Origin of the sequence: Microbacterium sp. CGR1, from assembly GCF_051062835.1 — a bacterium.
Lineage (GTDB): Bacteria > Actinomycetota > Actinomycetes > Actinomycetales > Microbacteriaceae > Microbacterium.
Genome location: NZ_JAOTPG010000001.1, coordinates 2,225,843 through 2,240,361 on the forward strand (window position 1 = coordinate 2,225,843; position 14,519 = coordinate 2,240,361).

Sequence of the window (14,519 nt, forward strand, 5' to 3'; positions counted from 1 at the left end):
TACGATTTCGGCATGCCTAAAAATGCCGCGCTCGACGAGGTCACGCCGACCGCTCGCGCCACCGCACCCCGCAGTCTGTGGCTGCTCGGCCCCGCACTGGTCGCCGGCGTCGCCTACCTCGACCCGGGCAACGTCGCGAGCAACATGACCGCCGGCGCCCAGTACGGCTACCTGCTGGTCTGGGTCGTCGTCGCCGGGAACGTCATGGCCTGGCTGATCCAGTACCTCTCGGCGAAGCTCGGGGTGGTCACCGGGCAGAGCCTCCCCGAGGTGCTCGGTATGCGACTCACCAAGCCGTGGGCTCGACGGGCGTACTGGCTGCAGGCCGAGCTCGTCGCGATGGCGACCGACCTGGCCGAGGTGATCGGCGGCGCGGTCGCGCTGTACCTGCTCTTCGACATCCCGCTACTGCTCGGCGGGGTCATCACCGGGGCCGTGTCGATGATCCTTCTCACGGTGCAGAGTCGGCGGGGCGCTCGACCCTTCGAGTTCGTGATCATCGGGCTCATGGTGATCATCACGGTCGGCTTCGTCGCGGGCCTCTTCGTCGCGCCGCCGGACGCCGCGAGTGTCGTCGGCGGACTCGTTCCCCGCTTCGAGGACACGGGATCGGTGCTGCTCGCGGCCTCGATCCTCGGCGCGACCATCATGCCGCACGCGATCTACGCCCACTCGTCGCTGACCCGAGACCGATTCGGCTCGGCGGCAGCGCACGCCCCGACCGAAGCCGCGCGCACCGAGACCTCACGCATCCGCCGCCTGCTCACCGCGACCCGCTGGGATGTCTCGATCGCGATGGTGATCGCGGGCACCGTGAACCTCGGCATCCTGCTGCTGGCAGCCGCGAACCTCGCCGGCGTCGAGGGCACCGACTCGCTCGAGGGCGCCCATGCCGCGCTGGCTGCCGGGCTCGGCCCCGTCGTGGCCACGTTCTTCGCGGTCGGCCTGCTCGCCTCGGGCCTCGCCTCGACGTCCGTCGGCGCGTATGCAGGAGCGGAGATCATGCACGGCCTGCTGCACGTGCGCATCCCGCTGCTCGCACGGCGCCTGGTGACGCTGATCCCGGCGCTGGTGATCCTCGGGGTCGGAGTGGACCCGACGCTGGCCCTCGTGCTCAGCCAGGTCGTGCTGTCGTTCGGCATCCCGTTCGCCCTGATCCCGCTCGTCGCGCTCACCGCCCAGCGCCGCACACTCGGCCCGTGGGTGAACCGGGTGTGGACGACGGCCGCGGGCGTCGTGGCGTCGGTACTGCTCATCGCCCTCAACGGCGCCCTGCTCTGGTTGGTGCTGACCGGCGCCTGAGGCGGCATGCAGAGGCACGCGGACGCACGCGCAGAACCGCCCCGAGCCGGCACGGGAAGAGTCGGCTCGGGGCGGCGGTCTGTCACCGCGGGTCAGCGCTTTCGGAGGGTCTCCGTCCACTGCGAGACCGCGCCGTCGGCGATCCGGTAGCCGGCATCCGGCACCGCGACGACGGTCACCTCACCCGTGACGCGCACCTTGCCGTTTCGGGCCTCGACCTTCTCGCCGTTCACGTAATAGCTGACACCCTTCACGTTCGTCGGCACCTTCACCTCGTCGCGAGACGTGCCCGGCTTGTCGGTGAACGTCGGCGCCTTCGGCGTCGTCGGTGTGGTCAGCACCGGGACGTTCGCCCAGTCGAGGTCGCTCGCGAGGTAGAACGAGGTGTACGCGGGCTGGTTGTACGTCGTCTGCTGGCGAGCGGTCTCGACCCGGTACTGCACGTCGTGCATGAGGGTCGTGAGCTTGTGCGCGGTGGGCTCGGTAGTCGTGTAGAACCGCAGTGCGCTCGAATCAGCCGTGCGCACGAGCAGCTCTTCCCGCCAGTCGCCCAGCACGTCGGCGACGAGCGAGGGGTTGCCCTTCGTGCCGTTGTTGGTCAGCGTGCCCGCGGCGGTCAGCACGGTGCCACGCGTCCAGTCGTCGATCGTGGGCGTCTGGTCGCCGCTGCCGTTCACGAGCTGGGTGGTCATGTCGCCCGCCCAGCGGATCGACATGTTCGTGCCCGGCGTCTCGGGCTGCAGCACCTCACCCGTCGCACTGAGCAGACCGCTGCCCTCGGTGCCGCCCGGCATGCTCGACCACACTTCGATCCCCGGCACGTCGGGTCGCACGTCGCCGATCATCGCTCGACCGGTGTCACGGCCGGAGTAGGCACCGAACAGCGATTCCCCCGTCGCGGCGTCGCGCAGCACAGACCCGTACGGAGCGGACGTGGCTCCCTCGTGCGCGGTCCAGATCTCGAGCCCGGGGCGGCTCGGGTCGATGTCGGTCACGTGCATCGCGTCTCCGTGACCGAGTCGCACCGTCGCGCCGGGGTCGGCACTTCCCGCAGGCAGCACGTCGAACGAGCTGTACAGCAGGCTGCCGTCATCGTCGATCGTCGCCGATCCGTAGACGAGCTCCTGCTTTCCGTCGGCATCCACGTCGGCGAAGCTCAGCGAGTGATCGCCCTGCGTCGTGATCGTGCCGAACTCGGGGTCGGTGCCGTCACGGCCGTGCGGGGAGTCGTTGAACGGGTTCGTCAGGGGTACGTGGCCGCTGTCGACATCCCAGCGCTCCTTCAGCCGCTTGCCGTCCCAGTCGAAGGCCGTGACGGTCGTGCGTGTGTAGTACCCGCGGGCGAACACGGCGGAGGGATGCTGACCGTCGAGGTATCCGACACCCGAGAGGAAGCGGTCGACGCGGTTGGCCGGCTCGATGCGCGACATCGCGTAGTCGCCCCACAGCAGTCCGTCGTCTCCCCGCTCGGTCGGATACGGGATGGTCTGCAGCTCCTTGCCGGTCGCGCTGTCGAAGACCGTCAGATACTCGGGTCCGTCGACGATGAACCCCTCGAACTCGCGCAGCAGGTTGCGCGCGCTGCGGCTCGGGGCGTACACGTCGATGAAGGTGGTCGCCAATTCTTGCGCGCTCTCCTGCGAGAGGGGGTACTCGTGGGTGACGGGCATGCCCCATGCCTCTTCGAGAGTGGCCGGCCACTGACCGGACACGACCTCGTCGCGCTCGCTCCAGCCGAGGAACATCTCGACCAGGTGCGCCTCGTAGTCGGCGGCGCTGAGGCGGTAGTCGTCATCGTTCGAGTAGCCGGCCTTGCGGTCGTCCTTGGGCAGCGTGATGTACGACTCGCTCGCGACCGACCCGTCCGCGGCGAACTGCACCGACTTGGTACCCGGCGCCGTCTTCAGCATCGTCTCGGATCGTCCGTCACCGTCGAAGTCGTAGACGAGGAACTGCGTGTAGTGCGCGCCGGCGCGGATGTTCACGCCGAGGTCGAGCCGGTTCAGCAGGGTGCCGTCGAGCTCGTACGTGTCGAGATAGACCGGGCCCGTGTAGCCGCGCTGCGAGACGTCCTTCGAGTTCGAGGGGTCCCACTTCACGACGTACTCGTACTGCCCGTCTCCGTCGACGTCGCCGACCGAGACATCGTTCGCCGAGTACGTGTACGCCTCCCCCTTCGGGGTGACGCCGTCGGCGGGCTTCTGGAGCGGCAGGTCGTGGTGCCCCTCGGCCCAGGCGGTGACGGATGCCGAGGCGGATGCCGTCAGCTCGACGCCGTTCACGATCGGGACCACGGAGTACTCCGAGGTCGCAGCTCCGTCGGCATCCGCATAGTTCGTGCTGTCGGTGACGGTCGCCACCCGAGCGCCGTCGCGGTAGACCGCGAAGTCGGGGCCGGCGAGGCCGGTGGCGGTCGCGCCGGTCGCCTCGGTCGCCAGCAGCCGCCAGCTGAGGAAGACGCCGTCGGCGGTCGAGACCGCGACGAGACCGCGGTCGAGTGCCTCGAGCTGCGGCCCGGCGGATCCAGGACCGTGGCGGCCGGTGACGGGACCGTCTGAGCTGACGGCTCCTGCACTCTGCGCACCCCCGGCGAGGAGGCAGCCGGCGGCGGCCACCGCCACGACGGCGCGGAACGAATGGTGTCGGATATTCATCGTCGAAATCCTTCTCTGAGCGTGAAGCTCGTTCGGATAGCGTTTTCCCGTGCCCGCTCGAAGCTACCCGCCCCGCCGGGACCAGTCAAGGAATCCCGGCGGATTGAGACGATTCACAGCTCCCGTCGGCGATTAGGCTCGATGCCATGTCTGCCGAAACCGCGCGCCGCTCCGTCCGCATCCTCACCTGGATCGGAATCGCGACCGGCGTGATCGGCGGACTCCTCGTGGCCTTCCCGACCGTGCTGCCCGTCGGCGGTCCGTGGGTGCAGCTCGCCCTGGGAATCGCGACGCTCATCCTCGCCTTCCGCGCCCGCAAGATCGGGATCGCCGAGATCGAGGGATTCGACGGGCGGATGTCGCTCTTCGCCGCGCTGCTCGGATTCCTCATCATCTTCTTCGCCGGCCAGGTCGCCTTCGGCATCCTCGTCGACGTCGCCAACCCCTGAGCCCAGCGCAGCCCTGATCTAGGCTGGACACGTGGCATCCCCGGCAGCAGACGACTACCTCAAGACCGTCTACGCGCATACCGAATGGCAGGACGCGCCGATCACCCCGTCTGTGCTCGCGGCGAAGCTCGGCATCGCCCCGTCCTCAGTGACCGAGATGGTGAAGAAGCTCGCCGCCGCCGGGCTCGTCTCGCACGTCCCCTACGGTGCGGTGCGACTCACAGACGCCGGCACGCAGCGCGCGCTGGCGATGGTGCGCCGCCACCGACTGATCGAGACCTGGCTCGTTCAGGAGTTCGACTACGGGTGGGATGAGGTGCACGACGAGGCCGAGGTGCTCGAGCACACGATCAGCGACCGACTGCTCGAGGGCATCGACGCACGCCTAGGACGCCCGCGTTTCGACCCGCACGGCGACGCGATCCCCGATGCGAACGGCGCGGTCGACCGAGAGCCGTTCGTGCTGCTCGCCGATGCACCGACCGGCCACACCGGGCGGGTGCTGCGCGTCGACGACCGCGACCCCGAGCTTCTGCGCGCTCTGGAGGCGGCGGGGGTCTCGGTCGCCGCGACCGTCACGATCACGGCCTCCGGAATCGAGCTCGACGGCGCGCCGACAGCCCTCCCCGAGGGGGCGCCCGGCGTCGTCTGGCTCAGCGCCTGAGCGGTTCCGCCTCGATCGCTCGAACCTGACACCTGCCCGTAACCGCGGGCCAATAGGCTGTGCACATGGCACACCGTGATGACATCGAATGCTGGCTCACCGACATGGACGGCGTGCTCGTCCATGAGAACGACGCCATCCCCGGAGCTGCCGAGCTTCTCGCCGGGTGGGAGCAGAACGAGATCCCGTACCTGGTCCTGACGAACAACTCGATCTTCACCGCGCGCGACCTCTCGGCCCGTCTGCGAGCCAGCGGCCTGACCGTGCCCGAGGAGCGCATCTGGACCTCGGCCCTCGCGACCGCCGACTTCCTCGCGCAGCAGCTGCCGGGGGGCTCGGCCTTCGTGATCGGCGAGGCCGGCATCCTCACCGCCCTGCACGAGGCGGGGTTCATCATGACCGAGACGAACCCCGATTTCGTGGTCGTCGGCGAGACCCGCAACTACTCGTTCGAGGCGATCACCAAGGCGATCCGCCTCATCATCAGGGGCGCGCGCTTCATCGTCACGAACCCGGATGCCACGGGCCCGTCCGCCGACGGAGTGATGCCGGCGACCGGTGCGATCGCCGCCCTCATCACCAAGGCCACCGGCAAGGAGCCGTACGTGGTGGGCAAGCCGAACCCGATGATGTTCCGCTCGGCTCTGAACAAGATCGGCGCGCACTCGAAGAAGACCGGCATGATCGGCGACCGCATGGACACCGACATCATCGCCGGCATCGAGGCGGGCCTGCACACCGTGCTCGTGATGACGGGGATCAGCGACCAGGCCGAGGTCGAGAAGTACCCGTTCCGCCCCGACGAGATCGTCGACTCCGTCGCCGATCTGCTGCCCACCGTCACCGAGTCGATCCCGACACTCGACGAGGACTGACATGGGGGCGCTCGACGAAGGAGAGCGGTTCGCGGCAGCGGATGCTGCCGTCTGGCGCGCCTGGCTCGAGGAGCATCACGAGCGCACCGCCGGCGTCTGGCTGCTGAGCGTTCGCGGCACCCGCGCGGACGGCGTCGGATACGAGGATGCCGTGCGCCAGGCGTTGTGCTTCGGGTGGATCGACGGCCCGGTACGCACCTTCGACGATCAGACCGTAGGGCAGTGGTTCTCCCCCCGCCGCCGCGGCAGCGGATGGGCGGCGACCAACAAGGCGCGCCTGGTCGACCTCGAGGCCGCCGGAGCGCTCGCACCGGCCGGCATCCGCGTGCTCGAGGCCGCGAAGGCCGACGGGTCCTGGACCATGCTCGACGGCCCCGAGGCGGGCACCGAGCCCGCCGAGCTGAGCGAGGCGCTGGACGCCGTGCCCGCCGCCCGCGCGAACTGGGACGCGTTCCCGAAGTCGGTCAAGAAGTTCGGCCTCACACACATCGCGATGGCGAAGCGCGCAGAGACGCGTGCGGCGCGGATCGCGAAGATCGTGGCGGATGCCGCGGAGGGGAAACGCCCATGAACCAGTCGGACCTGCTCTTCCTGGTGGTCTTCCTGATCCTTCTCAGCACGCTGACGGTGTTCGTCGTGCAGTTCTGGCGCTCCCGCCGCCGGGGCGGAGGCGGCGAGGGCGACGGACGCGCCGGTTGGTGGGAAGGCCCCTGGGACGACGACGACCGCAAGCGCTGAGCGTGGCCGCTCTTCGACTCCCCGTCAGCCCAGGGTGAGGCTGCGCACACGCTCGACCGGCTCCGGCATCCGCAGCGGTCCTGTGCCCGGGGTGATCGTGCCGAGGATGCGCGGCTCCCGCGCTCCGGTGCCCCCGGGCGTCACGGCGGCGACGCCGTGCATCGTGCACCAGCCGATGAGGGCGAACAGGATCGCCTCCTTGCTGTCGACGGACGCACCGAGCTCGTCGGCCAGCACGACCTCGACCTCGGGGAGCGCGTCCCGAAGCCCCTGCATGATCAGCGGGTTGTGACATCCGCCGCCCGAGACCGCGAGGAAGCGGATGCCGGCCGACGTGACGTCCTGAGCGACGGTGCGCACCGTCAGCTCGGTGAGGGTGCGCACGAGGTCGGGGACGGAGAGCGCGCGCCCCGAGCCCGTGAGGCGGTCGACGTGCGCGCGCACGTAATCGAGGTGGAAGTGCTCCTTGCCGGTGCTCTTGGGCGCCGCGAGTGCGTAGTACGGGTCGGCGAGGAGAGCTGCGAGGAGACCGTCGTCGACCGTGCCGGTGCGTGCGATGGCGGCATCCGCGTCGTAGCCGCGCTCGTTCAGGCCCTCGGCCACCACGACCGCGTCGACCAGAGCGTTGGCCGGGCCGATGTCGTAGGCCGACAGGCCGTCGGGGCCCACCACCGTCATGTTGGCGATGCCCCCGAGATTCACCGCAGCGGAGACTCCCGCGCGGCCGCGCAGCAGCAGCTCGTCGAGAAACGACACGAGCGGTGCACCGTGACCACCCGCGGTGATGTCGCGGATCCGCACATCGGAGACGACAGGGGCGCCTACCCGCTCGGCGATCCAGGCGGGCTGGCCGATCTGCAGAGTGCCGAGCGCGTGCCCCTCGTCGACCCAGTGGAAGACCGTCTGGCCGTGCGTGCACACCGCGTCCACTCCCCCGGCCGCGGCGGATGCCGAGGCGGCGACCTCGGCGAAGGCCTGGCCGATCAGGGTGTCGAGCTCGCAGACCTCGGCGAACGTCGTGGGCGCGGGCGGCAGTGCAGCCACGAGACGAGCCCGCAGCTCGGGGGCGTACGGAACGCTGTCCTCGTGCAGGACGGTGCCGCGCAGCTCTCCGTCACTCTCCTCGAAGTCCACGACCGTGACGTCGATGCCGTCGTGTGAGGTGCCCGAGAGCAGTCCGAGTACGCGCATGCGTGATCCTTCCGTCGCCTGCTACGAGCGTAGGCCGCTTTTGTTAGGGAGGCGAACGGACGGAGTCGCGAACCCGTCATACTGCAGAATGCTTGGCGGGAGTGCAGCATCGAACCATGCCCGACCCGGACTTCATCCTCGCCCTCATCATCTCCGACATCGCCATCGTCGCGATACTCGGAACGGGGTTGCTTGTCGGTTTCCGAAAGCTCGGCAGGCGCCTGGACGCACTGGAGGCGAATATCGGGGCTGCCCTCGACAGATCGGTGAAGCGCGGCTCCGGCGTCAGCGCAGGACGAGTGCCGCGGCGCCGATGAGCGGACCCTCGTCGCCGAGCCCCGAGCGCACGACCCTGGTACGACGCGAGTACTCGTGCGCGGCACTCGCCGTGAGCGCCTGCTGCACGAGGTCGATGTAGTCGGCCGAGACCCGTGAGAAGCCTCCGCCGATCGCGACCATGTCGAGGTCCACGAGGGTCGCGGCATCGGCCAGCGCCTCGCCCACGGCCTTCGCCGACCGCTCGATCGCGGCGCGCGCGACGGCGTCGCCCGCGGCAGCATCCCGCGCGAGGTCTTCTCCGGTCGCGCCGGTCCAGCCCTGCTGCTGCGCCCAGGCGGCACTCGCGGGCCCCGAGGCGATCTCCTCGAGGGTGAGCCCGCCTTCGCGACGCACCTGTCCGAGATGCCCGGCGTTGCCGGTGGCGCCGGGGATGTAGGCGCCGTTCGCGACGAAGCCTCCGCCGACGCCGGTCGAGACGACGATCGACAGCGAGGCGCCAGCGTCCTGAGTGGCGCCGAGCCACGACTCGGCCAGAGCGAGAGCGCCCCCGTCGTGGCCGAGCACCGTCGGAACCTCGCGCCCCAGAGCGGCGGATGCTGCAGCGCGCACGGACTCCTCGAGTCCGAACCCCCGGGCGAGCGGCATGTTCACCGGCAGGATCGATCCCGTTCCGCGGTCGATCGGGCCGGCACTGCCTGCCCCCGCGCCGACGAGCTCGGCATCCGCGGGAAGCGCGGCGAGCGCGTGCGTCACGATCGCGACCACGGCGAGGTTCAGCGACTCGAGCGTCGCCTCGCGACCGGTCGCGTGGCGCGAACGGCTGCCGTCGAGCAGAGTGCCGTGCTCGCTCACGAGCGCGGCCTCCATCTTGGTGCCGCCGACGTCGACGGCCAGGGCGTAGCGGGTCACTGGGGGTCGAGTCCGAGGTCGTCGAGGTCGAAGGCGGCGCGCCATTCGAGGCCCTCGGCTTCGATCGCGGCCTGAGCGCCGGTCTTGCGGTCGACGATCACGGCGACGGCGACGATCTCGGCACCCTCCTTGCGCAGCGCCTCGACGGCCTTGAGTGCCGACTGGCCAGTGGTCGAGGTGTCTTCGAGCACGACGACACGCTTGCCCTTGACGTCCGCGCCCTCGATCTGGCGGCCTCGTCCGTGGTCCTTCGGCTCCTTGCGCACCACGAAGGCGTCGAGCGGGCGGTCCGTGGCGACCGAGGCGTGCAGCACCGAGTTCGCGATCGGGTCGGCGCCGAGCGTCAGGCCACCGACCGCCACGACGTCGAGGTCGCCGATCAGGTCGAGCATGATGCGCCCGATCGCGGGAGCCGCGCGGTGGTCGAGGGTGAGCTTGCGCATGTCGACGTAGTACGTCGCCTTCTTGCCGCTCGAGAGGGTGAAGTCTCCGTGGAACACGGCCTCGTCCTTGATCAGGTCGAGGAGGGTCTGGCGGTCTGCGTCGAGTGCGGTCACGGCATCCAGTGTAGGAGGTGGGCCCTAGGCTTGACGCATGCGCTTGGCCACCTGGAACGTCAACTCCATCCGCACCCGTGTCACCCGCACCGTCGAGTTCGCCGTCCGAGAGGACATCGATGTGCTCGCGATGCAGGAGATCAAGTGCAAGCCCGAGCAGTTCCCGTACGGGCCGTTCGAAGAGGCCGGCTACCACGTCGAGGTGCACGGCCTCAATCAGTGGAACGGCGTCGCCATCGCGAGCCGCCTGCCGATCACCGACGTGCGCACGTCGTTCGACGGCATGCCGGGCTTCGCCAAGGGGCATGAGGGGCCGGATGCTCCGCTCGAGGCACGCGCGCTGGGCGTGCTCGTCGACGGCGTGCGCGTGTGGAGCCTCTATGTGCCGAACGGTCGCTCGCTCGAGGACCCGCACTACACCTACAAGCTGCACTGGCTCGAAGAGCTGAAGAAGGCGACCGCCGCCGAACTGTCGGCGAACCCCGATCTGCCCCTCGCGCTGGTCGGCGACTTCAACATCATCCCGTTCGACAAGGACAACGGCGACCCCGACATCGTCGAGGGCGTCTCCACGCACGTGTCCCCCGAGGAGCGTCAGGCGTTCTTCGCGTTCGCCGATGCGGGCCTCACCGACGTGGTGCGACCGCTGATCCCCGAGGGCTTCACCTACTGGGACTACCAGCGCCTGAAGTTCCCCCGCAACGAGGGCGTGCGCATCGACTTCGTCCTCGGATCGAAGGCGCTCGCGGATGCGGTCACCAGCGCCTCGATCCACCGCGACGAGCGCAAGGGCGAGCAGCCGAGCGACCACGTCCCCGTGGTCGTCGAGTTCGACCTGGGCGGCGCTGACGAAGACGACGACCTGCCCATGATCTTCTCCTGAGTGCTGTGTCTCTCCGCCTGATCGCCACCGATCTCGACGGGACCCTGCTCGATTCGTCGTCCACGGTCACGCGGCGCACACGGGCGGCGCTCGATCGGGCGCGGGCCCGCGGCATCCATGTCGTGCCCGTGACCGCCCGGCAGCCGATCGGACTGCGCGCGATCGCCGACGGCGCGGGCTTCGACGGCTGGGCGCTGTGCAGCAACGGCGCCTATGCGACGCACCTCACGGACGGACGGATGCTGTTCGCCGAGGAGCTTCCGTCCGAGACGATCCGGGTCCTGGCCGAGGCGCTGCGCGCCAGCATCCCCGGGCTGCTGTTCGCGAGCGTGCGCGAGGGCGGCGAAACGTTCGTCGCCCAGCACGGCTACGCCGAGATCGCCGATCTGTCGGACCACAAGCGCGACCCGCGCACGATGGGTGGGGTGGGACTCGACCAGGTACTCGCCGCTCCCAGTCTGAAACTCGTGATCCGGCATCCGGAGCTTGCGCCGTCCGCGCTGTTCGAGGCGCTGTGCGATCTCGGGCTCACCGGCTTCGAGGCCACGCTGTCGGGGGCGCCGTTCGTCGAGGTCATGGCCGAGGGCGTCACCAAGGCCACCGGCCTCGCCCGCCTCTGCGAGCATCTCGAGATCGACCGCCGCGACGTGATCGCCTTCGGCGATGCTCTCAACGATGTCGAGATGCTCCGCTGGGCGCGCCTCGGGGTCGCGATGGCCGACGCCGACGACGTCGTGCAGGATGCCGCGGATGAGACCACGACCTCGAACGACGACGACGGTGTCGCACGGGTCATCGAGCGGATGCTCGGCTGACTCGCCGAGTCGATCAGTCCTCGAAGGTGCCGACCTCGGGCACGCGGTCCGTGCGGCCGTAGCGCAGCAGCATCACACCGCTGTCGTCGACGACCGGAGGTTCGAGCAGCCGCAGCACCGACGGCAGGGCACCGTCGTCGAACACCGTCTTGCCTGCCCCGAGCAGGATCGGGTACACCCACAGATTCAGCTCATCGAACAGGCCCTCGGCGAGCAGCGAGTGCACGAAGTCGATGCTGCCGATCACGTGCACCTCGTGGTGCTGCGCCCGCAGCTCGGCGATCTCTGCAGCGAGGTCCTCGCCCACTCGGTGACTGTTCTGCCAGTCGAGCGCCAGGTCGTCGTTCCGCGTCGCAACATACTTCGGCACCCGGTCGAACAGCCTGCCGATCTCACCGGACGGGCCCTCGGTGTGATGGGGCCAGTATCCGGCGAAGATGTCGTACGTCCGGCGCCCGAGCAGCAGCGCGTCGAGCCCCTGCATCCCCTGTGAGACGGTCTCCCCCATGCTCGACGAGGGGTATCCGGCCTGCCAGCCGCTGAACCGGAACCCTCCCGAGGTGTCCTCGTCAGTGCCGCCCGGCCCCTGGGCGACGCCGTCGAGGGTCATGAAGAGGTCGATCAGAATGCGTCCGGCCATCAGAGTGCTCCTTTGCACGAGAGATCCTGCACGATGACACGGCTCACACTATTCGCTCATTCGGGGTCGCGGGAGGGTGTCCGGTCGGCGGTATCCGATCGTTCCTCGCCCCACCGGGCGAGCGCGTCGATCGCCTCGCGCAGCGCGACGCCTCGCTCGGTGAGCGCGTAGGCGCGGGTGTTGTGCCGGAGGGGCAGCCTGCTCAGCACTCCCGCCGCTTCGAGTTCTCGCAGACGAGTCGCGAGCATGTTCGTCGGCACCCCCAGACCCCGCTGCAGGTCGCCGTACCTCTGCGGCCCGTCGAGGAGCCGTTCCACGATGAGCAGCGCCCACCGGGCCCCGACGACGTCGAGGGCTGCGGCGAGGTCGCTCACGTGTTCTGGTCGGAGTCCGGCTTCATCCAGAACGGTGAGTAGTGGTAGCCGTCGGGGTCGTCGAACTGGCGCTGGTACATGAACGGGTAGTCGTCGGTGTCGCCGACGCGTCCACCGGCGGCAGCGGCGCGCTCGACGAGAGCGTCGACCGCCTCCCGGCTGTCGAGGTCGAACGAGACCGTGACCTTCGACGGGGTGTCAGGCCCGCCGATGATGTCCTCGGTGCCGCCGACGCTCGCGTACATCTCGCGACTGCCGAGCATGACGTACTGCTCGGGCGCGATCGCGAAGCACGACACGTTGTGATCGGACATCTCGGCATTGAGGGTCCAGCCGAGGGCGGTGTAGAACGCGGTGGCCCGGTCGACGCTCTCGACGGGGCAGGTGATGAAAAGGCTCATGGGTTGATACTTGCAAAATGCAAGTGCTTCGTCAAGAGCATCCGTGAAGCGTCCCGCGCCGTCTCATTACGGCACGCGCCGACACCGCGGGTCACGGGAGGACACGCCCGCTCTCGGTCGTTCCGACCTCCGCCACAATCGCTCAGGACAAGGCCCCACCGCACGACTCATCCGAGGAGAGACTCCCCCGTGAACCGCCTGATCCAGCGACCGAAGCGCGTGCTGCTCGCCGCACTCGCGACCCTCGTCGCGACGACCTCCGTCCTGGCCGCCTGCTCCACCGCACCGTCATCCGGCACGACCGCCGGCGACGACACGCAGCCTGCGGTCATCCGATGGGCGGATTCGAGCGCTCCTGCCAACTGGGATCCGGTGGTCACCGGAGCGACCGGGGTGTCCATCCAGCTCGGCGCGATCTACGAGCCGCTGCTCACCGAGAAGGACGGCGAGCCGGCGCCAGGCCTCGTCGAGTCATGGGAGTACAACGACGACGGCACGGCCGTGACCTTCACTCTGCGGGACGGCCTCACCTTCCACGACGGCTCGACGGTCGATGCCGAAGCCGTGGCGTTCTACTTCACCCGCGCCAAGACCCAGGAGAACTCGGCCCTGCTCGGCTCGTACTCGAACATCGGCACGGTGACGGCCGATGACGAGCTGAACTTCACCGTCCATCTCAAGAGCGTCGACTACCAGGTGCCCTACCTCCTGAGCGTCCGCGCCGGATTCCTCACCAGCGAGGAGGCCACGGCGACCCCGGAGGATGCCGTCGCTCTCAATTCGCAGCTCCCGATCGGCGCCGGCCCGTTCCAGGTCGTCGAGTACGTGCCCGAGTCGCACATCTACCTCGAGAAGTTCGACGGCTACTGGAACGCGGATGAGATCAAGATCGACCGCATCGAGATTTCGTACGGTGTCGACGCCGCCTCGGTCGTGTCGGGGATCCAGACGGGCGTCTACAACTTCGCGCAGATCGGCGGCGCGCAGATCCAGCAGGCGAAGGATGCGAATCTCGACCTCGTCTCGGACATCTCCACGAACTGGGTCGTGCAGTTCCTCAATGTGAACCGCAAGGTGGCCCCGTTCGACGACGACAAGGTCGTCGAGGCGTTCCGTCTCGCGCTCGACCAGCAGGCATTCGTCGACCGCGTCCTGCTCGGCGAAGGAGAGGTGACGCATCAGATCGTCCCGCCCACGCATCTCGCGTCCAACCCCGAGCTCGAGACGGCCTTCGAGCACGACCCGGAGCGGGCCAAGACCCTGCTCGAGGAGGCAGGCCACCCCGACGGTCTCGAGGTCACCCTGAGCACGTCACCCTTCCAGAACGTCGCCTTCGCGGAGCTCGTCCAGGCCCAGCTGGCCGATGTGGGCGTCACCGTGACGATCGACAGCGACCCGAACTGGGCACAGGGGTACTTCGGCAAGGAGACCGCCTTCTCGCTGTACGGCTGGGTGGGCCGCAACTCGCCGACGCAGCTGCTGACCGAGCACTTCGACGTGAACGGCGTGCTCAACCTCAGCTCGCCGTACACGACGGAGGCGTTCCAGAGCGCGATCGCCGAGCTGCGGGCCACACCGATCGACGACCCCGCGTTCGTCGACCGCGTCAAGGCGGCCAACGAGATCGGGTTCCTCGACGGCTCCGTCATCCCGTTGAGCTCCGCCCCGATCACCTGGGTGAAGGACCCGAGCATCTCGTCGAACTTCGACAACGGGCAGGGACGACTGAACTGGACCGGCGTGACGATCGGCGAGTGACGCCCCCATCGGATGCCGAGACGAGCACGG

17 protein-coding genes are annotated in these 14,519 nt (G+C 69.0%); 10 read left to right on the plus strand and 7 right to left on the minus strand.

Annotation, left to right across the window (positions count from 1 at the left end):
- The first annotated feature begins 12 nt into the window (after positions 1-12).
- Entirely contained in the window at positions 13-1,302 is a 1,290-nt protein-coding gene (locus tag OD997_RS11035; RefSeq protein WP_434331610.1) for an Nramp family divalent metal transporter, read from the plus strand.
- 92 nt (positions 1,303-1,394) lie between these two features.
- Here OD997_RS11035 and OD997_RS11040 read toward each other — a convergent pair whose 3' ends face one another.
- Positions 1,395-3,956: a rhamnogalacturonan lyase gene (locus OD997_RS11040; RefSeq protein WP_434331611.1), complete on the minus strand. Its 2,562-nt coding sequence runs from the start codon at positions 3,954-3,956 to the stop codon at positions 1,395-1,397.
- Between the two features lie 146 nt (positions 3,957-4,102).
- On the opposite strand from OD997_RS11040, the gene OD997_RS11045 reads away from it, so the two are divergent.
- From OD997_RS11045 to OD997_RS11065, 5 genes are all read left to right on the plus strand, one after another.
- Positions 4,103-4,405 (plus strand): hypothetical protein, encoded by a 303-nt coding sequence (locus tag OD997_RS11045; protein ID WP_434331612.1) that lies wholly within the window; start codon positions 4,103-4,105, stop codon positions 4,403-4,405.
- 31 nt (positions 4,406-4,436) lie between these two features.
- Entirely contained in the window at positions 4,437-5,069 is a 633-nt protein-coding gene (locus tag OD997_RS11050) for a metal-dependent transcriptional regulator (protein WP_434331613.1), read from the plus strand.
- Positions 5,070-5,134: 65 nt separating this feature from the next.
- On the plus strand, positions 5,135-5,944 hold the full coding sequence (locus OD997_RS11055; protein WP_311245603.1) for an HAD-IIA family hydrolase: 810 nt from the start codon (positions 5,135-5,137) through the stop codon (positions 5,942-5,944).
- A gap of 1 nt (position 5,945) precedes the next feature.
- Entirely contained in the window at positions 5,946-6,515 is a 570-nt protein-coding gene (locus tag OD997_RS11060; RefSeq protein ID WP_434331614.1) for a YdeI/OmpD-associated family protein, read from the plus strand.
- On the plus strand, positions 6,512-6,682 hold the full coding sequence (locus OD997_RS11065; protein ID WP_434331615.1) for a hypothetical protein: 171 nt from the start codon (positions 6,512-6,514) through the stop codon (positions 6,680-6,682). Before OD997_RS11060 ends, OD997_RS11065 begins: the two co-directional genes overlap by 4 nt.
- A gap of 24 nt (positions 6,683-6,706) precedes the next feature.
- Here OD997_RS11065 and OD997_RS11070 read toward each other — a convergent pair whose 3' ends face one another.
- Entirely contained in the window at positions 6,707-7,873 is a 1,167-nt protein-coding gene (locus OD997_RS11070) for an anhydro-N-acetylmuramic acid kinase (protein WP_434331616.1), read from the minus strand.
- Between the two features lie 116 nt (positions 7,874-7,989).
- On the opposite strand from OD997_RS11070, the gene OD997_RS11075 reads away from it, so the two are divergent.
- Positions 7,990-8,190 (plus strand): hypothetical protein, encoded by a 201-nt coding sequence (locus OD997_RS11075; RefSeq protein ID WP_434331617.1) that lies wholly within the window; start codon positions 7,990-7,992, stop codon positions 8,188-8,190.
- Here OD997_RS11075 and OD997_RS11080 read toward each other — a convergent pair.
- Both OD997_RS11080 and pyrE read right to left on the minus strand, forming a co-directional pair.
- Positions 8,159-9,061, minus strand: coding sequence for an ROK family protein (locus OD997_RS11080; protein ID WP_434331618.1), 903 nt, complete (start codon positions 9,059-9,061; stop codon positions 8,159-8,161). The two genes, OD997_RS11075 and OD997_RS11080, sit on opposite strands and share 32 nt — an antisense overlap.
- On the minus strand, positions 9,058-9,618 hold the full coding sequence (gene pyrE, locus OD997_RS11085; protein WP_029262822.1) for an orotate phosphoribosyltransferase: 561 nt from the start codon (positions 9,616-9,618) through the stop codon (positions 9,058-9,060). The genes OD997_RS11080 and pyrE overlap by 4 nt, the downstream gene beginning before the upstream one ends.
- A gap of 37 nt (positions 9,619-9,655) precedes the next feature.
- Between pyrE and OD997_RS11090 the strand changes: the two genes are divergently transcribed.
- Both OD997_RS11090 and OD997_RS11095 read left to right on the plus strand, forming a co-directional pair.
- On the plus strand, positions 9,656-10,501 hold the full coding sequence (locus OD997_RS11090; RefSeq protein WP_434331619.1) for an exodeoxyribonuclease III: 846 nt from the start codon (positions 9,656-9,658) through the stop codon (positions 10,499-10,501).
- Between the two features lie 5 nt (positions 10,502-10,506).
- Positions 10,507-11,316 (plus strand): Cof-type HAD-IIB family hydrolase, encoded by an 810-nt coding sequence (locus tag OD997_RS11095; RefSeq protein WP_434331620.1) that lies wholly within the window; start codon positions 10,507-10,509, stop codon positions 11,314-11,316.
- A gap of 13 nt (positions 11,317-11,329) precedes the next feature.
- Here OD997_RS11095 and OD997_RS11100 read toward each other — a convergent pair whose 3' ends face one another.
- From OD997_RS11100 to OD997_RS11110, 3 genes are read right to left on the minus strand one after another with little or no spacing between them, the layout of a single operon-like run.
- A complete protein-coding gene (locus tag OD997_RS11100) occupies positions 11,330-11,956 on the minus strand; it encodes a dihydrofolate reductase family protein (protein ID WP_434331621.1) in 627 nt (208 codons plus the stop codon).
- 56 nt (positions 11,957-12,012) lie between these two features.
- A complete protein-coding gene (locus OD997_RS11105) occupies positions 12,013-12,330 on the minus strand; it encodes a winged helix-turn-helix transcriptional regulator (protein WP_434331622.1) in 318 nt (105 codons plus the stop codon).
- A complete protein-coding gene (locus OD997_RS11110; RefSeq protein WP_434331623.1) occupies positions 12,327-12,731 on the minus strand; it encodes a VOC family protein in 405 nt (134 codons plus the stop codon). Before OD997_RS11110 ends, OD997_RS11105 begins: the two co-directional genes overlap by 4 nt.
- Positions 12,732-12,920: 189 nt before the next feature.
- Here OD997_RS11110 and OD997_RS11115 point away from each other — a divergent pair, with 189 nt between their 5' ends.
- Complete coding sequence (locus tag OD997_RS11115; RefSeq protein WP_434331624.1) at positions 12,921-14,489, plus strand: ABC transporter substrate-binding protein; 1,569 nt, start codon at positions 12,921-12,923, stop codon at positions 14,487-14,489.
- Positions 14,490-14,519 lie beyond the last annotated feature (30 nt).